The sequence below is a fragment of the Streptomyces sp. NPDC088354 genome (assembly GCF_044753585.1).
GTDB lineage: Bacteria > Actinomycetota > Actinomycetes > Streptomycetales > Streptomycetaceae > Actinacidiphila.
Genome location: NZ_JBIVNJ010000047.1, coordinates 1 through 25849, shown reverse-complemented (window position 1 = coordinate 25849; position 25849 = coordinate 1). Strand labels below are relative to the sequence as shown.

The following is a 25849-nucleotide window of genomic DNA, read 5'->3' as shown; positions in this document are numbered from 1 at the left end:
GCGTGCGCGCTGGGCAAGCCCCCGGTGATGGCGAGCTTGCCCCGCGCGCGTTCGGCTTGCCCGGGTCAGGTGCGGAAGCGGGCGAGCCAGCGGCCGGCCTTGCGGGCGGCTTCGGCAGCAGCTGCTGCCTCTTCCTGCTCGCGGCGTTCGCGTTCGTCCTGTTCGGCCTGGAGCGCGGCGATTCTGGCGTGGCTTTCGCATTCCTCGCACAGGCTCGGGTGCCAGTGGGTGTTGGCCTCGGGGGATCTGCGGGCGGCTTTCCAGCGGGTGTCGGGGAACTTCGCCCCGCACTGCGCGCAGGCCGGGCGCTTGGCTTCGCGCTCGGCTGCCTTCTTCTCGGCCTTGCGTTGCTGTTCGGCCTCGGCTGCGGCCTGGCGGGCGATCTGTGCCTCCCGGGCGCGGGCGTGGGCGGCGTCTTTGCGGGGGTTGCCGATCGCGTCGGTCAGGCTCTGCATGTCGGTCCGGCCGAAGCGCAGGAACACTGGCCCGGTGGGGCCGTGCTTGCGCAGGTTGTTCAGCCCGGTCGCGATGATCGGGATCTTGCCGTCGTAGGTGTGGAAGCCGTCCTCCCGGTGCCACGTGCCCTGCCACAGGTGGCGGGTCAGGTCGGTCAGGCGGGGGACGGTGAGGTCCGGGTTGCGGGCGCCGATGCGGTGGAAGACCAGCAGCACCGGCGGGTGCGGCATGTCGTACCCGAGTTGGCCGCCCGGGGCGGGCCAGCGGGTCCGCCACATCGGCCGCTCCTGCCCGTCGGTGTCCTTCACCTGCCGTTGGAAGAACCGCGCGTACTTCTCCAGCTTGTCCGCGAGTTCCTCGGCGCTCTCGTGACAGTTGTCGACCTCGACGAACAGCAGCGGCACCCCGTCCTGCCGGGCGGTCAGCACGAGGTCGGCCTGGGCGCCGCCCCGGCCCGGCGCGTTCCACGTGCCCGTGGCCGGCAGCGGGACCTCGGTGGCGTAGGAAGTAATGTTCCCGAGACCAGGCGGGGACTTGACGGCGGCCTGCGCCGCGGCGAGGGCTTCGGGCGGCTCACCGGCCAGTAGGGCCACGTCCGGCCTCGGGCGGAGCAGGGCGATGACGGTCTCGTTGACGGACATCGGGTGTGGTGCTCCGGTGCTGCCCGCGCCGCGGGCCGGGCCCCCCATCTCCCACAGTGGGCGCCGCAGCTCGTGGGAGGCGGCTTCCAGGCCCTTGACGGTCAGGTTGCGTAGGGTCTCCCCGCCCGTGGTGACCCCGCCGTTCTCGGACAGGCCCTGTTTGCGCAGATCAGACAGCGCCCCGGCGTGCGCGGCGGTGCGGGCGGTCTTCCGCATCGACGGGGTCTCCTTGTCCGTGTGCCGGAACGACAGGTGCGGCGCGGCGATCCGCTGGATCTGATCGGCCGTGGCGACCTTCAACACCCCCAGCACGCGCAGCACATCACCCCGCAGATCGTTCGAGGACCCCGCCGGGTTCGTCTTGCGTCTGCCCGCCATCAGCACCGCCCCCTTCCCGTCGCGGCCGGCCCCCGGCCGGACGCCCCACCATCCCTACGGCCCCAGCGGCCCGAGCGCCCCCTGCGGGGCCCCGGACCCCCGGGAGCCCCAAGGGTCTCCTCCTCCACTGACAATAAAAAGGTTGTGACAATCCCGGAACCGCCCGATTTCGGGGGCTGACCAGGGGTTTCCTCCCCTCCCAGGGTGCGGGGCACCCAAGTGGGCACCGAAGGAGAACCCCAAGCCGCCCGGCCAGGAACCGCGGCGGCCCCACAGCGATCACCATGGGTTGTCCAGGGCGGTGGTGAGCGCCTCGTGGACGCTGTGGCCGAAGCGCCACCACACCGGGCCGTACGGGCCATCAGCAGCCAGCCGGTCCAAGGTGGTGGCCAGGACGGGCACCGTGCGGTCGTAGCCGCGCCAGCCGTCCTGCTTGCCCGAAGCGTCGGTGTACGGGCCGGCCTGCCAGGTGCCCTGCCAGTAAGGGGCCGAGAGGCGGGCGACGTCGCTGATGCGGCGTTGCAGTACCTGGGGGTTGACCCGTCGGGTGAAGACGATCGCCACCGGCGGGTAGCCCCGCGGCCGGAGTCCTCCCACCGTGTCGACCACAGCGGGACGGTGTCCCCTACGCCGTGGCCGTTCGCGGTGCGCTGGAAGAAGCGGTGGTAGCGGGCGATCTTGTCCGCCAGTACAGCTGCTGGTTCGGTGTGGTTGTCGACCTCCACGAACAGCACGGGCATCTGGTCCTGTGGTGCCGTCAGCACCGCGTCGGCCCGCAGGCTGCCCCTGCCGGGTGCTGTGAAGGTTCCGGTGACCGGGAGGATCACTTCGGTCGTCCAGCCGCGCAGGGTGCCCAGTCCGCGCGGCCGGTCGGTTACGAGCCGTAGCCGCGGCTGGAGTGGCGGGTCGGGCTCGGTGCCGGTGCCAGGACCCGCGCTTGGGGGTGTGGGGGCGGCCCCGGTGCCGGCTACGGGCCCGGCTTCGCCGGCGAGACGGGGGTGGCGGCGGGGGACGGGGTGGGTGGGCTGCGGTGGTGACTGGCGGAACGCGTCGATGGTGTCGGTCACTTTCAGCGCGTGCGCGGCGCCGGCTTTCGCAGCTTCCCGGGCGGTACCGCCCATCTCCCTGGGATATCGGCCGAGTTCGCCGGCGGCGGCCGCCAGCCCGGCCGTGGTCAAGTTCCACACGTGCTCGGCCACCGGCTTGCCCGACCGGCCGGGCCGGTTGGCCGACCCCACCGTCTCCACCAGCCCGGCCGCCTTCAGGTCCTTGCACGCGTTGCGGACCGTCTGCGCATCCGCCGTTCCCGGCAGCACCAGCTGTCGCAGCTGTCCGGCCGTTGCGACCTTCACCACCCCCAGCGCCAACAGCACCAGGCCCCGCACCCGGGCCGTCGACCCGTACGGCCACCGCCTGCTCCCTGTCACCCTGCTCCCCCTTCTCCCGCCGCCGCTTGACATCCCGACCGGCCGCCCGATGGAGGCCGCACCGGCTCCCCGGGCCGCCCGCGGGGCGGCGCGGCTGGCGGCCGCGCACGCACACCCCAGGGGGCCGGGCGGGCACCCAGGGCCCCATCGACAAGCCCCGCCACGACCACTCCACCACCCACCACTGACAGACAACGACACGAGCAAAGGGGCTGTCGCCGCCACCGCCGCCCGGCACATGCCCGCTGACCTGCACGAATACAGCACCGGGCAGGGAAGTTCACCGTAGGGGAAGGCGTAGGGGGCAATGTAGGGAAGAGTGCAGGGGCCGACAGACACTCCGGCCCGCCGCCCGGACACCCCCCGGGGCCCCCTCAACCGCGGCAGACCCACGGCAGGGACACGGCCACGGCGGCAGCCGGTCCGTGCAGGACCCGTGCTCCAGGTGCCCGAGGTGCAGTCGCGCAGCGGGCTCATGCCGCAGGTGTCAGTAGTGCTCGATCCCCCACAGCCGCATACAGAACCGACTGCATCTTCCGGCCCGTGACACGGGAGGACACAGGCGATCTCCACGACGGCAACGAGTCTGCGGCACGCACGGTCGCACCGGACAACACGCCCTTGACTCGCCCTCCCACGAGGAAACCCGCAAGCCCGTCGCGGCGTAAGATCCGCGTCAGGGGGGCGGCCGTGGAGCGGTGAGCTGCCGCCCGGCGCGGCGACCTGCGGTGGTGAGCAGACCAAACGCCGGACACCGAGGCTGCCGTTCCCGGCTGGGCATCATCGCACATGCGGCCACGGCGGCATCGCGCCCCTCCGGAGGAGGCTGAATGATCCGGGGCCTCGAACGACTGTGGTGGGCGTGCGGCCGTTCAGCGGTCGTGCAGTACCACGGGGCGGGTGACCGGAACGACGGTCAGCAGATCGTCCAAGCCCTTGAAGTCGTCCGGGTTGGTGGTGAACAACGGCAAGTCCTCAGCGATGGCGATCGCGGCAATCATCAAGTCGGCGACCCGACGCCGGGGTTTGCGGCCCGCCCCGATCACGGCGGCGCAGACCCTTCCGTAGATGCGCGCGGCCTCCGCATCGAAGGGAATGGGATCGAACTCGTTCTCCGCGCGCTGCAGCACGTCCATGCGTCGGCCGCGCTCGGCGTACTCGTCGTAGTCGTCCTGCTCGTTGTTCCTACGGACCTCGTGAGGGCCGGCCGACAACTCGGCCAGGGTAATGGCGCTGATCGCGACCTCGGCGGGCAGTTCTTCCGGGTCCACCCATCTGCGCAGGATCATGATGTTCGTGTCCAGCAGGCCTTGCTGATACTCAGCGGGCATAGGGATCACTCGGCTCCTGGTCCGCGGTGGCTTCCTGGTCGGCGCGAAACGCCTCCAGCGACACATCCGGGGCAGCCTTCGACATGGCAGTGAACTCGCCGCGGGGAACGAACCTGCGACGCCGCCGCAGCGGAACCAGCTCACCGATACGGTGACCGTCCCGCGTGACGACGAATGCCTGGCCGTCTTGGACAGCGTCCATGATCTCTTTTGACCTGGTACGCAGATCGCGCTGGGTGATCTCCGGCTGTGCTGTCATATCCCTACCGTACCCACCCAGTGCTACCTGGTGCCACCTCATAGCACCACGCCCCGGAGCGGCAGCGCACCGGCAAGGCGTTGCGAAGGCGGGCACAGCGGCGTCGTTGTGCGGGCGCCCCGCGGCCATGACGCAATGATTGCATCACTCTATTATTCCTTTATGTTGTATCCCACGCCCTCCCTCACCGGTGAAGACCAGCGAGTGCTCGGCGACATCGACCAGATGCGCTCGGCCCTGCGCCACCAGGTCCGCTCCACGACCAAATGGACTCAAGGGCTGCGCAAGTTCCTCACCGCCGACGCCGTGGCAGCATCCAACTCCATCGAGGGTTTCAAGGTCGCCACCGTGGATGTGGAAGACCTGATGGAGGGTGAGCGGGACGTCGAGGTGTCCGAGGAGAACCGACAGGAGACCCTCGCCCACCAGCGCATGACGACCTACATCCAAACGCTGCACGACTCTGGCGACTTCACCTACAGCAAGAGTTTCCTCAACGCCCTGCACTGGATGCTCCAAGGGCACCGCCACAGTCCGCGCAAACCCGCCGGACAGTGGCGTCGCGGCCCCGGCTACGTCACCGACGCCCGCGACCCGAGCATCGCCGCCTACACCGCCCCCGACGCCGAGGCAGTCCCCGCGCTCATGCAGGAACTGGTCGACTGGCTGGGCACCGACGACGCCAGCCACCCCCTGGTCCGGGCAGCCATGGCGCACCTGCATCTGGTGTCCATCCACCCATGGGCCGACGGCAACGGCCGGATGTCCCGCTCACTGCAGACCCTGATGATCGCGCGAGAAGGCGTCCTGGCTCCGGAGTTCTCCTCCATCGAGGCATGGCTCGGGCGGCCGGGCAACACCTGGGAGTACTACCGGGAACTCGCCCGGCGCGGCGCCCACTACCTGCCCGACCAGGACGTCGCCGGCTGGATCCGCTTCAACCTGACCGCCTATCACCAGCAGGCCCAGACCGTACAGGGCCGGCTGACCCGGGCCGGAAAAGTCTGGGAAGCACTCGCCGATTTCGCCCGGCACACCGGCCTCGACGAACGCACCATCACCGCCCTCCACGACGTCGCCATGGCCGGACGGGTACGCCGCTCCCGCTACGAAAGCGCCGAAGGCCTCAGCCTGCAACAGGCCCAGCGCGACCTGCGCGACCTGGTCACCGCCCAGGTCCTCACCCCCGTCGGCCGCACCCGAGCCCGCTACTACACCGCCGGCGACCGTTTCCCGCAACAAGCACTGGACATCTCCGCCACCCCCATGACCCTCACCGACCCCTACACCCCAACCGGCTGAACCGCCGGGAACCCGTCCCGCCGATCACGTCCCTGGTGTGATGCGTGCAGGCTCCCGGCGAAGCCCGCTGCAGCCAGGAGGCTGCCGCAGCCGTGGCGCACGGCTCGACCGCCGGACAGGTTCATCCGCCGAGCGCGACTGGAGCCAGACCGTCAGGCAGGTGGTGCACGGCCAGCGCCACAGCCTCCCGGGCCGTGGTGAAGACGCCCAGGTCCTGGCCGATGATGCCCCTGCCCACTCCGTACGTGCCATCGCCGTACGCGCTCAGGCACGGTCCGACAACCGTCAGCCGCGGGCGGGTCGTGGCCGACAAGCGCAGCGCCCAGTGGCTGGTGAACGGATAGAGCGCGCGCAGGGCCGGCCCGGCGTACGCCGCCTCGATCAGGGCCTGGTACGTCTCGCGCCAGACGTACTCCATTTCAGCCGCCTCCCGGCGCAGACTCCTCCACTGCGATTCCGTCCATCGCACCGGATCGCGGTCGGGCACCTCGAGCCACCCGGTCAGGTACACAAAGGGTGCCGCCCGACAGATCTCGTCCAGGGCCGCCCCGCCCGTGCCACGCCCGGGCGGCACGAGCCATCGACGCCAGGTCGCTCCGTCCGTCGTGCCGTCGATCAAGGGCAGGCCCTGGAACGATTCCGCGCCCCGGAGCGACCACCGGCGCTCCCAGGACCGGGCACTGATCTCCAGCGGTTCACGGTCCGGCACAGTGCTCGACACCACCGCATGGAGCAGATCCGAGAACCGGACGGGAACAACGCCGAGACGGCCTTCCGCCGCAGCCCGCAGCACTGCGGCAAGGCTCCAGTCGGCGGCCGTCCTCGGCGACCAGGATCAGGCGGCCGTCGGGCCTGGCCCCAGTCGCACTGATCTTCGCCCGGCCCGAGAAGTCGGCTTCCTGACGGAGGCGGTCGTCAGGAGTACGGAAAGCCGTGGGGCCGGGAAACTCGGACCCCACGGCTTTCCGTTCGATCGACCAGCGAAGCCGAAGCGCGTTACGCCGTGGGAGCGCAGATCACGTATGCCGTGTATTCACCGCCGCTAACGCCGGCGCTGGCAAACCAGCCGTTCGCAAGCTCGCCCGTGTTCGACCCGCCTCCATTGGTGGTCGGGATAGACGTCGTCAGCGGGTTGTGCGCCCCCGTACCAAACGATGCCGCCACCGCCCAGCGCAACCTGCCCCGCTGGGCAACTGACAGTAGCGAAGATGGCGGGTGACCCCACGACCACACGGGCGTTGGCGACACCCGGGGGCCCAGCCGGACCCGCTGGCCCAGTCTGGCCTGCCGGCCCCTGCGAACCGGGATCGCCCTTCGGCCCCGCAGGACCCGTAGGCCCCTGCGGCCCGACAGGACCTGTAGGCCCGGACGGACCGTCTGCTCCGGCGTCACCCTGCGGCCCAGCAGGACCGGCAGGACCGGCAGGACCGGCGGGCCCCTGTGGCCCGGCAGGACCGGGCGGACCCACCGGCCCAGGCGGCCCAGGCGGTCCCGGAGGACCGGGACGGCCCGGACGACTCAGGCAGTAGCCCGCCGGGTACGGGAAGAAGCGGCACGGGTAGAGGGAACCGCTGTAGGCGTGAGGCTCCGCCGCACGTGGCGTGGGGCGACCCTCCGCGTACGCCTCACCTGTCACGACACTCGATGCCAAGGCCACGACGCTCGCGGACACCGCCCAAAGACGCAGACCGCCCCGGCGACGCCAAAGGGGCGCCCGAGACACGGCTATTCGAGACAACGCGTCACCTCCAGGAAGGAGCTCGCACCACACGGCAGCGTCGCCACCAGGAGAGAGGAGCTGTCATGGACAGCAGCGAGCCCACACCAAGAATCGCCCCGAGTCGTTCGGTGTGCACATTCAGTAGTGAGGGCGGGTGATATCCCCAGCGGTAGGCCATAGCCACCTCGTCGTAGCCAGAACGCCAAGAACCAGCCCCTGGCCCCCGGCGGCCGCATGTGGACCTTCGCCGCCCTCCGCCAAACCGCACCCCTGAGCCCGCTACGACCCCCACCGGGACGGCAGGTGACGCCATACCGCCGCTCTGCAACCTGAGGGGGACCCAAGCCGCGCCGTAACAGGACCAGCCGAACTCACCGCTCCTGTCTGGCTTCCAGCTCCTTCTGGCGAGCAGCTTCGACATACCGGGGCGCGAACTTCACGTCGTACGCCTCGGGTACGTCGTACGGCGACCGCCAGAAGTCCGGGACGAAGCTGTCGCCGTCCTCGTGGCACAGGTGGCATGCCGCGCACCACTCGGTACGCCAGCCGTAGGCCACGGCGCGGACCCCGTCGAACACCTCGTCGAGCGGGCCGTCCACCCGGTACCAGCGGTGGAGCTCCCTCGCGCCGCACTGCGGACAACGCGCCGCAAGGTCCGCGGCAGCCGGTTCGCCATCGAAGACGGCCCGCCAAGCGGCCATCAACTCAGGCGGGACGAGCCGCCAGCCACCCGGGCCGACCAGCTCGAACCCGTCGACCTCGAACAGGTCCAGGCCCATGGCCTCGACGGCGCCGAGCATCCGGCACTCGCCCGTCTCCAGATCGACCCGAACGGGGCCGATACCGATCACCATCCACGACGGGTCACCGGTCTCCAGACAGCGGCGATCCTGATAGCCGAAGTAGGCCACCGAACCCACCACCGCCACATGCCCCTCGATCGGCACCAACTGCACGCGGGCATTGAGCGGATCCTCCTCCACGAAGGCCCGGGCCAGCTCCGCCGCACGTCCAACGCTGATCATCAAACCATCCTTGCAGGCCCCAGCAGTGGCAAGACATCAGGCGTGACGCCCGTCAGATGAGGTCCAGAACCCTGACCGGCCGGCCCAGTGGCTGGTGAACGGGTAGAGAGCGCGCAGGGCCGGCTCGGCGTACGCCGCCTCGATCAGGGCCTGGTACGTCTCGCGCCAGACGTACTCCATTTCAGCCGCCTCCCGGCGCAGGCTCCTCCACTGCGATTCCGTCCATCGCACCGGATCGCGGTCGGGCACCTCGAGCCACCCGGTCAGGTGCACAAAGGGTGCCGCCCGACAGATGTCGTCCAGGGCCGCCCCGCCCGTGCCACGCCCGGGCGGCACGCGCGATCGCCGCCAGGTCGCTCCGTCCGTCGTGCCGTCGATCAAGGGCAGGCCCTGGAACGAGTCCGTGCCCCGGAGCGACCACCGGCGCTCCCAGGACCGGGCACTGATCTCCAGCGGTTCACGGTCCGGCACAGTGCTCGACACCACCGCATGGAGCAGATCCGAGAACCGGACGGGAACAACGCCGAGACGGCCTTCCGCCGCGGCCCTCGGCGCGGCGGCGAGACTGCCACGGGCCGCGACGTCCGGATACAGGACGGAGGGGTCAACAGGGTTCGGTACGGATCGATTGTTCCCGAACCCCCGTTGCCCGGAACGGCTGCCTCGGTCGCCGAGGAGACGACGGGACTGGCGCTGCGCGGCGGGGTTCACCGTCGCAGACGAGCGGTCCGCGCACAGATCCGCACCCGCCGTCTCGCCGCGCCGGAGCGACGCCTCGGGCCTGTCACGGCCAGTGGTCCGGCAGGCAATCGACAGCCGCGGGCCGCCATGTCGCGGCGCCCGGCTCAAGGTGAGGGGCAGGCCGGGGAGCGGTGAGTTCCCGCCCGGCGCGGTGACCTGCGGTGGTGAGTGGACCCGGCTTCCTCACCGGTGACGTGCCGTCACTCACCGACTGCAGGTGATGCCGAATTGTGATCTGTCACCCCCCTTTTCGGTGAGCGAATCGGTGAGTGCCACCGGGCTTCATGGATGACACCCACCCACGTCGATGCGCCCGGGAGCCCGCATGGCCGCCGCTTCACGTCTGCCCGCCACCGTCACCGAAGCCCGCACCACCGGCACGGGCATACCCAGCCCGTACCGAAGGCCACTGGCGCTCGCCGTGCGGTCCGTGTTCGAACCGGACACCGGACCCGCCCGCACCCCACGCCGCAGACCCTCGCGGGGCAGACGCCTGCCCGTCGACGGCTCGTGCGAGCCTGGCCCGTCCGCACAACGGGACCGGCCCCTGTTGGCTCGCGATGCCCGGCCGGGACGAATTCCCGCGGCCCAGCAGGGCGCGGCTCCCACCGACCTCGAGCAGCGCGAGCTGACAGGCCCAGCCGCCGCGGGTCGTCACCCGGCGGGCACCACCGCCCGGACAACGGACGCCGGCGCAGGCGGCCGGACGGCGGCACAACACCGCGCCCCCGGGCGCGCACCACGGACACTTCCCCCACCGGGGACGGACGCCCCAGACACCCGATACGGCCACACCCGCGGGAACAGGTGACGGCCCGTGAGGAAACTACCCGCCCGGCCCCCACGGTTCGTCGCCGTGGACAACCGCGCCGTGGACGACCAGCGCCTGAGCGTCCTGGACGTCGGACTGCTCACCATGGCGCTGCGCCTGCCCGACAGGGCGGACTTCACCATCGCCGCCCTCGCCCACACCCGCAAACCCGGCCGCGAAGCCCTCACCAAAGCCATGCGGAACCTCGTCGCCTGCGGCTACATCGTCAAACTCAAAATCCAGGACGCCACCGACGGCACATGGCGCACCGAATTCTCCGTCTCCGGCCTGCCCCACCGCCGAGAAGACGTCCACCACCTCCTGGCCCACGCGACCGGAACACGGGCCGTGCGCGTCGAACCGGCCTGGCTCGACCCCCGCAACCGCCACATCCCCCCACCCGAGCCCGCCCCACCAGCACCAGCCTCGCCGGAACCGGCCCCCACCCACTCCCCCACCGCACGATCGGCCCCCCACCCGGCCACGACGGACCTGCCTGCCCCGGACTCCGCCAGCGACACCACCGAAGACGCGCAGGCCGGGCCGAGTGACGGGTTCCCGGCAGTCGGTGAACCGGCAGTCGGTGAACCGACGATCGGTGAACCGGCCGCCGGTCAGCCGACCACCGGAAACCCGTCGGCTGAAGAACCAAGACTGAACAAGCAAGACAGAACAAACTCCTCTCTCTCCTCCCCACCCACCGCGCCCCGGCACCCGACCGCCCCGGCACCGAAGAGACAGACCATCCCGACCGGACAAGCACCCCCAACCGGCCCGCCGTCCCAGCCTCCGCACCCCACCGGCGACAACACCGGCAACGCCGCCGGCAACGCGCCCGCAGCAGCCCGATCAGCACCCGGCAGCCCACAAGCAGCCGCTCCCGCCCCACACAGTCACACCCCCGGCACCGCCGACCCCGGCACGCCCACACCAGCAGGGACACCACCCGGCACCCCACACGCAGCAGCCGCCGCCCGGATCGCCGACGCCTGGACCACCGCCCGCCACCGCCACCACCACCCCGTCCCCGCCCTCGCCCCCGGCCGCATCGCCCACACCGCCCAAGTGCTCCTGGCCACCGGCATCCCAGAGCAGCTCCTGACCCAGGCAGCCACCGCCATGGCCCGCAAACCCACCTGGTACGACCTCAAACGCCACCTCGAACACTGGACACCCCCCACCACCCCCCAACCCACCACACACCCCCCACAACCCACCCACTGCACAGAATGCGACCACGGCTGGACCACCGACCCCGACGGCCGCGCCCGCAAATGCCCCTGCCGCACCCGGCACTCCCCGTGAACCGCTTATCGAGCAGTAACGACATCACCCGTCAATGAGTACGGGAGGCCCCCTCAACCACGGTCGGATGATGTTCATGAGTTCGGGAGACACCAGGTCTCTTGCCTGGACAGCACCGATTGGTCCGGTCGTATCAGAGCCGCCTCGTCGTGAACAGGGTGGTCCCGTGCACCGCGTCGACTTCCTTCCGATCGGTCTCGGTGAACCCGACCTTGGCCAGCACTCGGCGAGAAGCGGTGTTCCAGTCCCAGACCGTGGCCCACAGACGTTCGTACCCAGATGATCTCGCCCATTCCAGAACCGCCAGCGAGGCTTCGGTCGCGTATCCCTGACGCCAGACTCGGCGGAGCAGCTCGAATGCCAGTTCCGGTTCCCCTACCGACCCTCGCCCGCTGTCGACCAGCCCGCAGTAGCCGATGACGTCACCAAAAGCCTTCCGTTCGACCGCCAGCAACCCGGTCGACCACACCTTGTGGGTGCGGATCGAATCCTCGAGCTCTGCGACCGTGGGGTGTCCGTCGGCGCCGATTCGGCGGTGCGGCGGTACTCGTGGGTCACGTTCGGTCCACAGCTCACGCTGGACGACGGCCTCGGCTGCCCGCCAAGGTCTGAGCAGCAGGCGACTCGTCTCGAGGACAACCTCGCTGCCTGGCACGCCAACAGTCATGGCAGCAACCGTCTCACGGGCGAACGCGCAGTCGTGCCATGGGGCGCCGTCGGGCCTGCCGATCGTGGACGCTCGAAACGCGGGACAACCGAGGTCCATCCCTGAGCGCCGTCCTGGACCTGTGCACGCTCGGCTGTACTCGGCCGTCCCCAGTCGGGCACGTTGGCGTGCACGCCGACATCCCGCTTCACGAACAGGGCAGTGCCGTCACTTCTCCTCAAGATCTCCGAGCTCATTGACCACTAGCTGCCTCCGAAAACCGTCGACAAACGCTGTCCCCCGGACATCAACGAAGCCACCGTCAACGCCCCCTGGGCCCACCACACACCAGCAGCCACCGGCAATACGGCCCCGCACACAGCCGCCGCAGCCCCCGGGCCCACGAACGAACAGGACCCGCTGCACCGCCGGCAAACCCGCCCATCCGCAAGAAGACACGCCCAACCCCCTCGCGCAACACACCTTAACGAGCATCGCCGTGCGCAACGCAGCGCAGCGGGACCGCGCTCACCATGCGCAATCCCGAGGCCCCAGCCGCCCCGCCCAATGCGCATCGCAGGACACCCCCCTACACCGCAACACACAAACCCCCGACCCGGGCCGCCCCGGGCGCCGACCCGTCGTTACGGGCCGCCCAGTCAGCCGGCCCGGCGACCGCGAACGTGGCCGGGACCAGCAGTGCCACACCCGATGGGAACGGTCATCCCCCGACCAAAGCCTCCGCGGTATCCAGCGCCCGGTCCCAGGGACAGCCGACGGGCTTTCCGGTCCCGGGCCGGTTCGGGGCGAAGCCGCCGTCGCCGTACAACACACTCACACCCATCGCCCGCAACCTCGCGACGCTCTCACCGAACTGAAGATGCCGCGCACAGGCGGCATTCACACAAGGCACCGCCACCATCGGGATACCCCTGCCGATGCCTTCGGCAGCCACCCCCACCACAAAGTGGCGCGTGAGCCCCAACGCCCAGGAGTAAACCGAGTTGAACGTCGCCGGCACAAAGACAATGACCTCGGCCAGCGGCCAGACACCCGGCTCACCGGGCCGCCCTCGGACTGGCCACGCCGCCCGGTCAACGCCGCCAGCCCTTCCAGGCTGCCGTCCAGCCAGTCCGCCGCAGTCGGCGTGAGCCCCAGACACACGTCCCAGCCACGCCGCTGAGCATCGTCGATCACCCCAGCGATGTCGAAAACGGGCGGCGCGGCGCTGGCGAACAGGTACATGGTGCGCGTCATACCCCCCACCCCAACCCCCCGTGATCCATGACGCGCAACCGACTCTGCCCGAAGCGGTTGTCGGGGCGATCGCCGGTGCCACGGCGGATGCGGCGGGGACTGTTCCAGATGGCTGCCGGGTACAGAGGGCAAAGATGCCCAGAGGTGATCACGAGCACTCCGGTACACGCATTGCCGCCGCACGAAAGCTCGCCGGCCTGACCCAGCGAGGTCTCGCCCAGAGCATCGGCTACTCCTACAGTCTCGTTCATCAGGTCGAATCCGGTCACAAGCCCGCAGGCGGTGCTGCATATCCTGGGCAAGTGGGATTCACCGGCGTCACCACCGCAGACTCGTCGCCGGACCGCGCCGTGAGGCGCGAGCCGGGGACGGATGCGGTGGGACCGTCAGGCGGTTGGGGTGCGCAGTTGGCGGCTCTTCCAGCCCAGCAGCAGTGCCTGGAGTATGAACCACACCCCGCCGCCCGTGGCGTACGTCGACAGCACGTCGAGCGAGGGGCTGTCGCCCACGGCCTGGATGTTGTAGAAGACGCCGACCAGGAAGGACAGTCCGCCCGAGATCAGGGTCGGCCACTGGTTGCCCAGCTCGGGGCCGCGCCGCCGCAGGCCGACGACCGTTTGGGCTGCTCCGGAGACGACCGCCCAGGCGCCGAACACGTGGAGCACCGGCTCCACGCCGCCCGCTCCGGCGATGCCGACGGCGAGGGCGGCGAACGCGCTCAACACCCCGTTGAACGCTGTGACTCGGCGCTCGGAGCCGTCGGGGGTGGCGCGGTGGTCGATCAGCGAGGACACGGCGTCGATCAGCGGGTAGACGACCAGCAGTGTGATCGCCGGGGCGTCGACGGGGTCATGGGCACCGGCGAACACCAGGGCCCACACCACAGCCAGTACGCCGCGGCCCAGGTACAGCCTCAGCAGAGAGGAACGTTCTCCCGTCGCTCCCCGGGTCGGGGCGGTCGCCGTCTGCGTACTCATGGGGTTCGGCCTTTCTCGGATGGGTCGGATCGGTAGCGGCGAGGTCAGTGCCGGGGCGGGAGGAGGCACCGGAAGCTGGAGGCGACGTTCGGGTCTCCGTGCCCCTTGTAGCGGGACACCTCGGGGTAGCTGCACAGGTCACGGGTGACGCTCTGGCCGGAGGCGTCGACCAGGGCGGCGGGCAGGGTCTTGGGGGCCTTGCCGTGCTCGACCCAGGCGGTCAGCGCGGCAAGGCCGTCGGCCGAGCCGTCGGTGCCGTTCAGGCCGCAGTGGTTGGTGCCCGGGGCGAGGAAGAGGCGGTAGAAGTCGTCGACCCGCTCGGAGCCGCCCATCTTCCGCTCGACCTGCTTGCGGTACGCGACGGTGCCCTGGGTGGGGATGAACTGGTCCGCCTGACCGTGCCAGGTCAGCAGTTTGCCGCCGGACGCGCGGAAGCCGGACAGGTCGGGGTCGTCCGTGCCGATCACCTTGTCGTACTCGGCCTGGGACTGCTCGAACAACTGGGTGAACTGACGGTAGGTGATCTGCGAGAGGTCGAAGGAGGGATCCTTCTTCAGCCAGAGCCGGACCCACGCGGCGGGCACCGGGAAGGGGCTGCCCTCGACGGTGCCGTCGGGGCCGGTCGTGACGGCCGCGAGGCCCTTGAGGTCGGCCCCGATGGGGACGCCGTACCACAGCTTCTTGCCGGAGGCGGTGCGCGGGCCGTCCCAAATCTTGCGCACCACGGCCGCGTCGGCCGCCGTGACGGTCAACTCCACGCCGTCGCAGGCCACCTTGGTGCCGATCAGCCTGCGAGGGTCGAAGTCGCACCGCTCCGGGTCGTTGACCAGGCCGTCCCTGGCGCCGTCGAGCGAGTCGCACGCCTTGACGGCGGCATCGGTGAACGCGTCCAGCTCGCAGCCGGACGGGAAGGTCTTCTCATTGTTCATGACGACCTGCGGCCACAGGGTGGCGACCTCGAACTCGTCCCAGTTGACGGCGGGCGCGTCGGCGAGGATGCCGTCGTAGTCGTCGGGGTGTCGCTGGGCCTCCATGTAGCCCTGGCGTCCGCCGGTGGAGCAGCCGGTGAAGTAGGAGTAGGCGGCGTGCCTGCCGTAGACCGCGCCGACGACCTCCTTGCCGACGACCGCCGCCTCGTGCTGGGAACGGGAGGCGAAGTTCTTCAGCGGGGTGGTGCTGACCTCGCCGTCGCTGTTCAGCGCCCAGCTGACGTCGAGGGCGTCACCGACGCCGGCGTCCGTGGTGGTCGCCGCGTAGCCGTTCTTGACGGCGGTGCCCATGCCGACACCGTTGTCCCCGGCGAGGTAGGCGCTGCCGCCGAGCGCCTGGAAGCGGCCGTTCCAGCGCTTCTCGGGCAGCCAGGTGGTCACCGTGGCGTGGTCGCCCTCGCCCGGGTGGGTGAGGGTGACGGTCACCTTGCAGAAGGCCGGGACGCCGGTGACCTCGCCTCGCAGGACGCCGGTCCCCTTGATGGTGCCGCCCACGTCGCGGACCGCCGCCACGGCCTCCACCTCGGTCCCCGCAGGGGCGCGCACCGGCATGGAGGCGCAGTCGAACGGCTTGGCCGAAGCGGGAGTCGGGGTCTGTGCCGAAGCGGTCGGCAGGTACACCGCCGCGACCAGCGGCACTCCGGCCGCGATCGCGGTCAGAAGTTTCTTCTTCATCTTCATTGCTTTCACATCCGCTGAGTAGGTGGGCGCCCGACGCGGCGACACATGTGCGCATCACACGACGGGAAGGGCGAGGGCGGGTCCACGGGCGGGCTGCCCCGTGACCTCGGCAGGCGCCCCGAGACGGCTCGGGGCGTCGAGACCGATCCGAACGTATCACCGGTTGAGGTGGTGACGAAAGTGGGTGACGAAAGTGGGTGGGGTGCCAAAGGTGTGACCCACGGCCTCGATGCGATCCGTCCGGCGGCGCGCCGCACATCCGAGACCGGGTCAGGGGGTGGACCCGCCGGGGAGTAGCAGGTCAACTCGCCGGGCACGACCGGCGGGTGGGCCTCGCGGACGCTGGTGCGGTCGCCGCTGCGGCCCGGCCCGGGCAGGTCGCGGTCGAGGCGCATCCCGTGCCCCGGACACGCCCGCCCGACGGTTCGGCGCACGTCGAGACGGAGCTGCCGGAGCCGTTGACCCGGCTTGCCGGCCGATCCGCGCGGACCGGCCGCGGGCGTCAGCCCAGGGCCAGCAGACCGGTGACGGCGACGTGCAGGGTACGACCGAGCCGCTCGGCGAAGTCGACCCGCGTGTCGGCGAGTTCGGGGTCCCGCTGGGCCTCGGCGACCGCCTCCGAGGGGTGGGTGAACGGCCAGAGTCCGGCCGTGCACACGACGGTCAGGGAGACCAGCTCCCGGGCGGCCGCCGGCGTCAGTGCGGTGATGTTGCGCTGTACCAGATCCGCCAGTTTGCCCAGCAATCTGCCGTGGGCCAGCTTGAACTCGCGCGCCGACTCGGTGGAGAGGTTCCGCTCCAGTTCGGACCCCAGCGCGCTCAGCAGGTCGCACAGCAGGGACCGGCGGGCCAGGGACCGGGCCAGGGCGTCCGTCACGGCCTCCGGTGAGGCGTCAGCGTGAGCCCCCGCGGACGGGAGTTCGGCGGGCAGCTCCTCGATCCACTGCGCGAGGGACCGGTTGAGCAGCTCGAAGAAGACCGCTTCCCTGGTCTCGAAGTACCGCACGACGTTGGTCTTCGAAAGCCCGACCCGCCGGCTCAGCTCGCGCAGGCTGATCTCGCCGACCGGCATCTCCGCCAGGAGCTGTGTCGCGGCGTCGATGATGGCCTGCTTGCGGATCTCGCGCTGCTCGGCGCTTCGCGCCCGCTGGAATTGCGTCGACCGGTCGTCTGCCACTGTCACTTCCCCGGGAAGCCTTCGCGGCCCGCACTCGGCGCCGCCTGCCGTAAGCCTAAGCCCCGACCGGGCAGGCAGGTCCGATGCCGCGGGTCATACGGACTCGCTCACCTCACGCCACTTGGCGTCGGAGGCGGCGAGGGTCTCGGCCACGGCCCGGCCGACCCGGACCGCGTCCTTGCCGAGCAGCAGACGCAGCGGCGGCTCCTCGGACTCCGTGATGTCCAGCAGGATGTGTGCGACGCGTGCGGGGTCGCCGGTCTGGTTGCCGTCCGACGCCCGCTGGCGGGCGATCGCGGGTTCGACAACCGGCTTGTAGGGCTCGCTGACCGGCGGGGTGGCCATCGAGGAGCCTGCCCAGTCGGTGCGCATGGCGCCCGGCTCGGCGACGGTGACCTTGATGCCGAGGTGGGCCACCTCCTTGGCCAGGACCTCGGAGAAGCCGCCGACCGCCCACTTGGCCGCCTGGTAGGCGCCCAGGCCAGGGCCGCCCACGCGGCCGCCGACGGAGGAGATCTGGACGATGTGCCCCGAGCCCTGCTCGCGCATGACGGGCAGGGCGGCCCGGGTGACGTTGACGACGCCGTGGAGGTTCGCGTCGATCTGGTCGCGGAAGGCCTGCTCGGACATGTCCTCGACGGCAGCCATGTCGGCGTAGCCGGCGTTGTTCACGACGACGTCCAAGCGCCCGAAGGCCGCCACGGCCGTCTGCACGGCCCGCCGTGCGGCGGCGGCGTCGGTCACGTCGAGGGTGACCAGGCGGACCTTGTCGCCGTAGGTGTCGACGAGGTCGTTCAGGGACTCGACGCGCCGGGCGGTCGCGACCAGATTGTGGCCCGCCGCCAGGACCGCCTCGGCGATTGCGCGGCCCAGGCCGCGGGAGCTTCCGGTGATCAGCCAGGTCTTGCTCATGGTGGTACCTCTGTCTCTGTTGCTCGATGGGGAAAGGGGGGCGGGAGTCTTCGTGGTTCAGATCAGGAACCCGCCGTCGACCGCGAGGTGGGCGCCGGTGACGTAGGAGGCCTCGTCGGAGAGCAGGAAGGCGACGGCCTTGGCCACTTCCACCCCGGTGCCGAGCCGGCCGGCCGGGATGCCCTCGGCGATCTTCGCGACCTCGTCGGGGTTGCCCTGCTGGCGAGGCACTGGAACGACGCCGGGCTGGAGCTCGTTGATGCGGACACCGTGCCGTGCCCACTCGAAGGCCGCCGTGCGGGTCAGTCCGCGCATGCCGTGCTTGCTCGCGCTGTAGGCGGAGCGGGCGGACAGGCCGCGGTCGGCGAAGACGCTGGAGATGTTGACGATGGCGCCGCCACCGGCCTCCCGGATCGCCGGGATCTGGTACTTCATCCCGTAGAAGACGCCGGAGAGGTTGATTCCCACGGTCCTGTTCCATTCCTCCTCGGGGAGGTCGGGGACCTCGTGGAGGGCGCCGGAGGTGCCCGCGTTGTTCACGGCCAGGTGCAGGGCGCCGAAGTGGCCGACGGTCTCGGCGACAGCGTGCTTCACAGCGAGCGGGTCGCTGACGTCGGCCGGCAGGACGAGGGCCCTGCCGCCCGCTGCGGCGATCTGGCCGGCGAGCTCCTTCAGGGGTTCCTCCTGACGGCTCACGAGGGCGACGGCGGCCCCGCGGGCCGTGAGCAGCCGGGCGATGTCGGATCCGATGCCGCTGCCGGCGCCCGTCACGAAGGCGGTCCGGCCGGCGAATTGGTCGTCGAAGTTCATGATGTGTGCTCCTTGCCCAGGGGCGGCCGGTCGCGGCCGGGCCCCTGTGTGCGGTGTCCGGTGGGGACGTCAGCTTCCGGTGTCGTCCTGGAGGGTGTTGAGGGCTCCGTAGCGGGCGCCCTTGACCCGTACGGGGTCGAACACGGCGCCGAGGCCGGCCACGTCGTCGGCGCTGAGCCGGACCGAGGTGGCCGCGAGGTTCGCCCGGACGTTGTCCGGACGCTTGGAGCCGGGGATCGCGACGATGTCGTGGTGCTGGGCCAGCAGCCAGGCGAGGGCGATTTGGCCGGGGGTGGCGCCGGCACCTACGGCGAACCGCTCCAGCTCACGGACCAGCCGCAGGTTGCTCTCGAAGTTCTCGCCCTGGAACTTGGGCAGCGTCGAGCGGAAGTCGTCGCGGCCGAACTCGACTCCCCGGCGGAAGGCTCCGGTGAGCATGCCGCGGCCCAGCGGGCTGTAGGGCACCAGGGTGATGCCCAGACGGCGGCACTCCGGCAGCACCTCGGCCTCGACGCCGCGTTCCCAGAGCGAGTACTCGCTCTGCAGAGCGGAGACGGGGTGGACGGCGTGGGCCCGCCGCAGGATCTCCGTGCTCACCTCGCTCAGACCGATTCCCCGGACCTTGCCCTCGACGACAAGGTCGGCCATGGCGCCCACGGTGTCCTCGACGGGCACGGCCGGGTCCAGCCGGTGGTAGTAATACAGGTCGATCCGGTCCGTTCCGAGCCGTTTCAGGCTGGCCTCGCAGGCGGCCCTCACGTACTCGGGGCGGCCGTCGAAGAAGCTGCGGCCCTCGGGGGTGGGGCGCGCGGAGAACTTGGTCGCCACGACCGCCCGGTCCCGGCGGCCTTTGAGGGCCCGTCCCAGCAGTTCCTCGTTGTGCCCGAAGCCCGGCACCGGCCGGCCCGGGGTGGCACTGCTCGCCCCGTAGTAGTCCGAGGTGTCGAACAGCTCCACGCCCAGCTCGATCGCTTCCTGGATGGTGACGACTGAGGCGCCCGGGTCCGCCGCTCCGTAGAACTGCGACATCCCCATGAGTCCAAGGCCGACGGGCCGCACAGAGATGCCGGAGCTGCCCAGCGGCGTACGCGCTGCTGCTGTGGTGTCTTCGTTCACGCCCTGCCGCCTTCTGGTGAAGTCTGCCCCGCAGCCTTTTAAGAGGCCACTGGAACCTTATGCCTCCACAGTAAAGGTCCACTGGCCTCTTGTCTAGTTCTGGTGGCCCGGAGTGAGGTGCGCAACCCCGACCCGGGGTGTGTCGCTCGACCCCACCGGGCCGTGGCGAAGGAACGCCGACGGAGCCATCGGCCTATGGCGCCGCCTGGTCACCGACGGCCTGCATATCGCCTCGCGCGTGCCGCGGTGTGCGCGGCCGCATGCGCGGCGGTTACGGGTCTTGGCCATGTCCTGATGCCAAAGGCAGTTTCCGGCTGGGCGGTGGGTTACGCGTTCGCCGCAACGACCACCGGAGCGTGGTGGCTGGCTCGTCGCCAAGAGCGCAGTGCTCCAGCTGCAGGCGAGGGGTTGTTGGTCTTGTCGGGCGGGCATGGCTTCACATCAAGCGACACGACGGATCTGAGGGGGACGCCGTGGCCCGCAAGAAATCCCTGAGGTGAAGAAGGCGAAGGCCGCCGAGCACAAACGCCTGCAGCAGGAAGAGGCCCGCCGCGCACACGCTGCGGCACAGGAGCGACCGCAAAAGGAGCGGGCAGCGGCCAAGGAGGAACGGGATCAGGCGCAGCGGTGGGCGGCGGCGCAGCGGGAGAAGAAGCGGCAGGACGCGGAGCGCAAGCGGAAGGCAGAGCAGGTCGAGCAGGATCTGGCGCGCCGTCAGGAGGCCCGGGCGCGGCAGGCCGCGCAGAAGGAGAGGGAGCGCAAAAGTGACGGGGCGTCGTCGCTCCGCCGGCATGTTCCGCGCCGGGTCTTCCCACCCGGCGCCCCATCGCCCCGGCCCAGCGCAGCGCCCCCGCCGGCCACGCTCCACGCCGGCCCAAGACCCGGACGCACCCCGAGCAGGGAAGCCACCGCCAGCAGCCAGCCCACCCCACCACACAGATGTCAGAGTGCGCCGCTGGGCCGAATGGCCGCGTGACCAGCCAGAATGCGGAAGGCCGCGAGAAATCCGCCGCAGGTGATGGTGCAGGTAACAGCGCAGGCGTTGCCGCAGATGATGCCGCAGGTGATGGCGCAGGCGACTGCCCGCGGAAGGGGACCCTGGCCGTCGCCCGCGAGGCCATCTGAGCCGTCGCCCGCAGCCGCTACACCGCCCTGCTCACAGCCGCCAGGGTGAGGGCGGCGTGCGCTGTCTTGCGCACCGGGAGCTTCGGGCGGCCTGTGTCGGCGGTCACTGCTGTCATGCGCGGCCACCGCAGTGAGGCGAAGTCCGGACCGTACACTCCGGGGAAGCATGCTGTGACCTGGGAAAACGCGGGACAGTCGTGGGTGCGTGCGCCACGGCGCCGCAACGCCGTCGCGGACGGCGATCAGCGGCAGCCGTACCCCCCTACAGGTCTCATTCCTCCCCGCCCTCGCAGGTGGTGGCGAGACGTCCGAGCAGGGGTGGCTGTGCGTCAGATCGAGCTGAGGCTGATCTCAAGGGGGAACGGCACCGCGGCTTTCACGACGTCGGTGAAGACATCCCCGTCCCGGTAGACCCCGGCTGCCGGGTCGAGCACATAGGTGTACACCAGAGGAACCCCGTTGGCTGTCTGCTCCACACGCCAGTAGAAGGCGATCCCCGCCTTGGCGTACTGCTCCATCTTCACGATCCGGTCGGTGGTCTCCGAGCCGGGCGAGACCACCTCCACGACCAGGAGCACATGCTCCGGCCTCGTGGGCGTGATGTCGATCGTGTCCGCCCGGTAGACCACGACGTCGGGACGACGATTCGTGAGCGGAACATCCTGGAGACGGACATCGACGTCTGTGTCCGCGTTCCATTCCGCAGAAGCGGCGGCGTCCAGCGCATTGGCGAGGAGCCGCGCGAGCCGATTGTGACGCTTGGACGCGCTCGGACTCACCACGACCATCCCGTCAACGATCTCGATACCCCTGCACTGCTCCGCAGACCAGGAGTCGTACTGCGCCGCCGTGATCGGCGTGTGCATCCACTCCGGCGCGATCATGTCAGCGGTCACGGTATACCTCCCCTTGCCAGCAGCAATGGACCTACGCCTGCACGCTCAGTCTATGAGACCAGGCCACGCCTGTGTCCGTCAGCGCCGACACCACACTCCCACAACCCGACGCCGACACACGGACCCCATGAGCGGGGCAACGGGACCAGGAAACGACACAGCCCTCACAGACCCGCAGGCCATCGCCAGTCGCGACGTGGATCGCGCTCCCCGCAAGCGGAGTAATTGTCCATACCTGTGGATCAGTCTGCCGCAGTGCGTCAGGAGGCCCTCGCGTTGCTGACGAAGCTGGCCGACACCGGTGAGCGGATGACCTGGAGTGGCTATCAGGCGGCGTTTTGGGCGGTCCTGTTGTGCTTCTCCGGTGCCGAGAGTGATCGGCCGCTGTCCGGTGAGCCACATCCCCCCTTGGCGACGGCGCCCGGCCAATGGTCGCCCGATGCCAGGCGGCGCTACTTCGAGAGTCGTGACGCTCTCCGTGAGGAGGTCGACGCCCTTGCGCCGCGAGCCGGCGAGCATCCCGACCGGCATCTGGCCGAACTGGTCCGGCTGCACCGGGTCCTCACCGTCCGCTCCGCCCTGTACTGGCAACACCGCACCCATCTGTTCGCGGAGCGCGTGCGCGCCCTGTTCGACGACGGAGTCGGCCTGGCCCGTCAGCTGTCACGGCACGACCCTGAAGGCGGGACGCGAACACTCGCAAGGATCCTGATCGACCGCTCCACCTTCCACGTCGCCACACACGAGTTCGATGCCGCGCGGGACGACTTCGGTCAAGCTGTGAGCTACCTGGGGGAGCTCGACTGAGCTGACCCACAGACAACCGCGAAGGGAAGTGCCTCGTCACGGCGGTCTGACTTCTCTTGGGGGCTACGCTCAAGGCGGCACCTTCGTGTGAGGTCACGGACAAGGCGCGGCAGGGGATGCGGACGTGGAGCAGCCGACGCCCCCGCCAGGTCGGTCACTGCCGGTCGAACCCGGACAATGACCGCGGCACACCCCCGGGGCAGGGGTGGCCCGGTCGGTCGTCGCGGGGCCGGATGGCGCGATCAGGAGGGGCCGGTGTCCGCGCCGCCGGTGCTGAACGCGACAGTGCCCGTGGTCAGGTCCTCGGCCCCGACCACCCCCGCACCCTCGCCACCCGCCACCCGCCACCCGCCACATTGTGGCGAGGGGAAGCGGGGGATGCAGCCGGCGCCGCCACCTGCCCTAACCGAACTACCGAGGGAACCCTCGTGAGCGCGAGCGGCCAGGTGGGGCACGGGACGGCGCACAGCCCCCTTCTGTACGTGGCCTGTATGTAGTAGGAAATTGGGGGGCCAGCCGTGCAGAGGCTGGTCCTCACAGCAGGCCCTTCACAGGCGTAGAGAGGATCGACGGTGACCTCTGACCACGACCTGCTGTGGCGTCGCTGCGTTCACCTGGGCCATGTCCTGCTGCCGCTGGTGGACCAGGAACCGTGGCGTCAGGCTCGCCGCCACGAGACCCTGCAGAGGTGGGGCATCAGCACGGTGGAAGGCGAGCAGCTGATCGAGATCTTCGCAGCTCTGGCCGCCCATGCTGCCGCCACCGAAGCTTCCCTGTCCGCTGTCGAATTCGGTTCTTTGCCCCTCAAGGCCGTGGCCGACGCGGCGATCGGCAAGAGCGACATCGAACTGCTTGCCGGGGTCCCGGCCGCCTTCGCCGACGGCACCCGTGACGGACAGATGGTCGGTGTCTTCCGCCTGTACGTCTACAGGGGCGGACCGTACAGCCACCGGCTCTTCCGACTGAGCAGGGAACTGCACCACGCGTTGATCACCCTCGCCGAACGCGCACCGACGCCATCCACCACCTGCGGGGACCTTTTCCGCCGGTGGGACACCGAGGTCGGCCTGCCGCAGGCGGACTGAGACGCACAGCACGCAGCCCGCGTGGCCGGCGCCGACCAGGCAGACCAACGCGGGTTATGCACAAATTTCGTGAGAGCGGCCGCGGAGCCAGCTGTGAGCGTGTTCCGGAACATTGGCGTTGAAGTACCGCAGGACGCGATCGAACAGAGGAGCCGTGACAGATGATCGCCATCATGGCCCTCTACCAACGCCTGGTGAAGGTCCAAGCTCCGCTGCTTCCTGCCCACATCCGCCAGGAAGCAGCGGAGCTGCCCTCGCCTGCCCACTGGGCCCTGGCGCTGGCCGATATCGCCGCCACGGACTCCTACCCCGTCAACCGGGATCCGTCGATCACCCAGGAGCTGCGGTTCGCGTTCATCGCGCACTTGCTGGACTTCATCGACCAGGAAGTCAGACTTCGCCACCCGCATCTCCTCGCCCGTAAATACCTGGCCTACGCCCGACTCGCGATCGAGGACGACCTCGAGAACGTGCCCGAGGACCTCACCCTCGACTCCGCCGTCGCACGCGCGCTGTCCTGCTTCCCCCTCACCCGCACCCAGGCCCTGAAAGTCGCCGAAGTGGCTTCCAGGAACAGCGATTGTCGACGGGTTCCGGGTTCTGGCACAGATCTTGGGGAACGGTCGCAGAGGGTGACGGGACGTTCGATTGCAGGAGAGGGCTACGAGCCCGGGCCCGTCAGCGTTCACGCATTCTGGTCCACCACCAGCCCGACATTGCCCACTCGATGTTGTTGGGCTCGGGCAGGGTACGGCGCTCGAATTCCTCATCAATGCGCGTGATCAGTCGACCCAAGTCCCGTTTGGCGCCGGGAGGAAGGTGCAGCATCGCCCGCTCCAGGTCATCACGGGCATCTTCCACCTCTATACCGGGCGAACAGACCTCGGAGGCGTTCAGATACCGTCCGGGCTGCTTAAAAGCCCACACGAAACGAGAGAGCGCATGAGCGACCGCGTCTTGTGTGTGGGTCTTTCCGCGGGCTCGGCAGCGGTCGTAGCAGGCGCGTGAAACAGGGTCGTGCAGGGCGGCGACTGCCGACGGGAACTCCTTGCAAGTTCGTTGGGCCGACCTTCCCACATCTTAGACGAACGTCCGTCCAGAAAGCGACCTGGTGCTCTGGACAGCACCCTCTGGGCGCCGGAGGCAGCGGTGGAGTGGGAGGTGGTCCATTCTGGACGGCCGGTCGTCCAAGAGGGGCTTGTTCGCGCGGTCAGTGGAGCGGCCAGGGCGTGGCCGCCGACGTCGCCCAGGGCTTCGGAGCCGGAGTCCCTTGCAGCAGCTGGTCGGCGGTCAATGGCGCCCCGGTCCGCGTGGTTGAGCTGTTCGCGGGCCCCGGCGGCTGGTCGGAGGGCATAGCGAAGGTGCTCGGCAGCAAGGTCGACGCGGTCGGCGTGGACATCTCCGAGGACGCCTGGGAGACCGCCGAGTCTGCGCCGACATCACTACCAGTTCCAGGGCGTGTGTTAGCGTTCTGAACGGTTCACGTGTGACAACGATGTCAGCTCCGGGTGCGCGGACGCGACCGTCCGCGACGGAAAGCCGCTGCTCTGAGGAGCCGGTGCCCCAGAAGCCCGACGTGGCACGCCCGTACTCCGAGTTCCACAGAAAAGCACTGCGAATCATGCGAGAAAGCCGCGCGGTCTGGCTCCCCTATCGGTCCGGCGAATTTCCCGGCCCTCTGCCCGACGGTCTGTCATACCACTTCTGGGACGGCCTGTCGGCCTTCCCGTCCGATCCCCGGGACGTGCGCTTCGTCGTCGTCCCGCCCGTTCCTGCCAAGCAACACGAGATCCTGGACCGGCTGCTGCACCGCGCCGAGCGGCTCGAGGTCCTTCAGGTCCTCAGCTCCGGGCACGACTACCTCGACCCCTTCCTCGGCCTGCTTCCCTCCCGCACGCGCGTCGCCACGGCGAACGGCGTGCACGGCGAGCCCACTGCCGAGCTGGCGGTGACACTGCTCCTGGCCGCCGAGCGC

Annotated in this window: 22 protein-coding genes and 3 pseudogenes; 8 read left to right on the top strand and 17 right to left on the bottom strand. The window is 70.0% G+C overall.

Translation table 11 applies throughout. From position 1 onward, the window contains the following. Window positions 1–65: 65 nt before the first annotated feature. From ACIP98_RS37125 to ACIP98_RS37105, 5 genes and pseudogenes are all read right to left on the bottom strand, one after another. Window positions 66–1475, bottom strand: a complete 1410-nt coding sequence (locus ACIP98_RS37125) for a replication-relaxation family protein (RefSeq protein WP_401980619.1) — start codon at window positions 1473–1475, stop codon at window positions 66–68. A 279-nt stretch (window positions 1476–1754) separates the two neighbouring features. Beyond that, a complete protein-coding gene (locus ACIP98_RS37120; RefSeq protein WP_401980661.1) occupies window positions 1755–2084 on the bottom strand; it encodes a hypothetical protein in 330 nt (109 codons plus the stop codon). 41 nt (window positions 2085–2125) lie between these two features. Then, window positions 2126–2935, bottom strand: a pseudogene (locus ACIP98_RS37115) (replication-relaxation family protein); the annotation flags it as partial. An 839-nt stretch (window positions 2936–3774) separates the two neighbouring features. Then, entirely contained in the window at window positions 3775–4233 is a 459-nt protein-coding gene (locus ACIP98_RS37110; RefSeq protein WP_319666051.1) for a type II toxin-antitoxin system VapC family toxin, read from the bottom strand. Further along, window positions 4223–4492: a type II toxin-antitoxin system prevent-host-death family antitoxin gene (locus ACIP98_RS37105; RefSeq protein ID WP_319666050.1), complete on the bottom strand. Its 270-nt coding sequence runs from the start codon at window positions 4490–4492 to the stop codon at window positions 4223–4225. Before ACIP98_RS37105 ends, ACIP98_RS37110 begins: the two co-directional genes overlap by 11 nt. 162 nt (window positions 4493–4654) lie before the next feature. Here ACIP98_RS37105 and ACIP98_RS37100 point away from each other — a divergent pair, with 162 nt between their 5' ends. Further along, window positions 4655–5794, top strand: a complete 1140-nt coding sequence (locus ACIP98_RS37100) for a Fic family protein (protein WP_401980616.1) — start codon at window positions 4655–4657, stop codon at window positions 5792–5794. A gap of 121 nt (window positions 5795–5915) precedes the next feature. On the opposite strand, the gene ACIP98_RS37095 is transcribed toward ACIP98_RS37100, so the two are convergent. The 3 genes from ACIP98_RS37095 to ACIP98_RS37085 all read right to left on the bottom strand — a co-directional run bounded on the left by ACIP98_RS37095 (window position 5916) and on the right by ACIP98_RS37085 (window position 9025). Then, window positions 5916–6587 carry a DUF6193 family natural product biosynthesis protein gene (locus ACIP98_RS37095; RefSeq protein ID WP_401980615.1) on the bottom strand — a complete coding sequence of 224 codons (672 nt, stop codon included), beginning with the start codon at window positions 6585–6587 and terminating at the stop codon, window positions 5916–5918. 1298 nt (window positions 6588–7885) lie between these two features. Then, on the bottom strand, window positions 7886–8539 hold the full coding sequence (locus tag ACIP98_RS37090; RefSeq protein WP_401980612.1) for a hypothetical protein: 654 nt from the start codon (window positions 8537–8539) through the stop codon (window positions 7886–7888). A 36-nt stretch (window positions 8540–8575) separates the two neighbouring features. Beyond that, window positions 8576–9025, bottom strand: coding sequence for a DUF6193 family natural product biosynthesis protein (locus ACIP98_RS37085; RefSeq protein ID WP_401980610.1), 450 nt, complete (start codon window positions 9023–9025; stop codon window positions 8576–8578). Window positions 9026–10097: 1072 nt separating this feature from the next. On the opposite strand from ACIP98_RS37085, the gene ACIP98_RS37080 reads away from it, so the two are divergent. After that, window positions 10098–11396 (top strand): hypothetical protein, encoded by a 1299-nt coding sequence (locus ACIP98_RS37080; RefSeq protein ID WP_401980608.1) that lies wholly within the window; start codon window positions 10098–10100, stop codon window positions 11394–11396. A 133-nt stretch (window positions 11397–11529) separates the two neighbouring features. Here the strand turns inward: ACIP98_RS37080 and ACIP98_RS37075 are convergent, their stop codons facing one another. The 8 genes and pseudogenes from ACIP98_RS37075 to ACIP98_RS37040 form a co-directional block, all read right to left on the bottom strand. Beyond that, window positions 11530–12063 carry a GNAT family N-acetyltransferase gene (locus ACIP98_RS37075; RefSeq protein ID WP_401980605.1) on the bottom strand — a complete coding sequence of 178 codons (534 nt, stop codon included), beginning with the start codon at window positions 12061–12063 and terminating at the stop codon, window positions 11530–11532. Window positions 12064–12763: 700 nt separating this feature from the next. Continuing rightward, window positions 12764–13299 (bottom strand): annotated as a pseudogene (locus tag ACIP98_RS37070) (flavoprotein). 386 nt (window positions 13300–13685) lie between these two features. Beyond that, entirely contained in the window at window positions 13686–14276 is a 591-nt protein-coding gene (locus tag ACIP98_RS37065) for a DUF308 domain-containing protein (RefSeq protein WP_401980603.1), read from the bottom strand. Between the two features lie 44 nt (window positions 14277–14320). Then, the gene (locus ACIP98_RS37060) at window positions 14321–15940 is read right to left on the bottom strand and encodes a tannase/feruloyl esterase family alpha/beta hydrolase (RefSeq protein ID WP_401980601.1); all 1620 of its coding nucleotides are present in this window, start codon (window positions 15938–15940) and stop codon (window positions 14321–14323) included. 508 nt (window positions 15941–16448) lie between these two features. Beyond that, window positions 16449–17123, bottom strand: coding sequence for a TetR family transcriptional regulator (locus ACIP98_RS37055; RefSeq protein ID WP_401980599.1), 675 nt, complete (start codon window positions 17121–17123; stop codon window positions 16449–16451). Between the two features lie 93 nt (window positions 17124–17216). Next, on the bottom strand, window positions 17217–18035 hold the full coding sequence (locus ACIP98_RS37050; protein WP_319665821.1) for an oxidoreductase: 819 nt from the start codon (window positions 18033–18035) through the stop codon (window positions 17217–17219). Window positions 18036–18092: 57 nt separating this feature from the next. Next, entirely contained in the window at window positions 18093–18845 is a 753-nt protein-coding gene (locus ACIP98_RS37045) for an SDR family NAD(P)-dependent oxidoreductase (protein ID WP_401980596.1), read from the bottom strand. A 69-nt stretch (window positions 18846–18914) separates the two neighbouring features. Continuing rightward, the gene (locus tag ACIP98_RS37040; protein WP_401980595.1) at window positions 18915–19961 is read right to left on the bottom strand and encodes an aldo/keto reductase; all 1047 of its coding nucleotides are present in this window, start codon (window positions 19959–19961) and stop codon (window positions 18915–18917) included. 496 nt (window positions 19962–20457) lie between these two features. Between ACIP98_RS37040 and ACIP98_RS37035 the strand changes: the two genes are divergently transcribed. Continuing rightward, window positions 20458–20937 (top strand): hypothetical protein, encoded by a 480-nt coding sequence (locus ACIP98_RS37035; RefSeq protein WP_401980592.1) that lies wholly within the window; start codon window positions 20458–20460, stop codon window positions 20935–20937. 478 nt (window positions 20938–21415) lie between these two features. Here ACIP98_RS37035 and ACIP98_RS37030 read toward each other — a convergent pair whose 3' ends face one another. Continuing rightward, complete coding sequence (locus tag ACIP98_RS37030; protein WP_319665816.1) at window positions 21416–21982, bottom strand: Uma2 family endonuclease; 567 nt, start codon at window positions 21980–21982, stop codon at window positions 21416–21418. A 276-nt stretch (window positions 21983–22258) separates the two neighbouring features. On the opposite strand from ACIP98_RS37030, the gene ACIP98_RS37025 reads away from it, so the two are divergent. The 5 genes and pseudogenes from ACIP98_RS37025 to ACIP98_RS37005 form a co-directional block, all read left to right on the top strand. After that, on the top strand, window positions 22259–22789 hold the full coding sequence (locus tag ACIP98_RS37025; protein ID WP_401980589.1) for a hypothetical protein: 531 nt from the start codon (window positions 22259–22261) through the stop codon (window positions 22787–22789). 572 nt (window positions 22790–23361) lie between these two features. Next, window positions 23362–23874 carry a hypothetical protein gene (locus ACIP98_RS37020; RefSeq protein ID WP_401980587.1) on the top strand — a complete coding sequence of 171 codons (513 nt, stop codon included), beginning with the start codon at window positions 23362–23364 and terminating at the stop codon, window positions 23872–23874. A 161-nt stretch (window positions 23875–24035) separates the two neighbouring features. Then, complete coding sequence (locus ACIP98_RS37015; RefSeq protein ID WP_401980584.1) at window positions 24036–24656, top strand: hypothetical protein; 621 nt, start codon at window positions 24036–24038, stop codon at window positions 24654–24656. Window positions 24657–25103: 447 nt separating this feature from the next. Further along, window positions 25104–25349: a hypothetical protein gene (locus ACIP98_RS37010; protein WP_401980581.1), complete on the top strand. Its 246-nt coding sequence runs from the start codon at window positions 25104–25106 to the stop codon at window positions 25347–25349. A 146-nt stretch (window positions 25350–25495) separates the two neighbouring features. After that, window positions 25496–25849, top strand: a pseudogene (locus tag ACIP98_RS37005) (dehydrogenase); the annotation flags it as partial.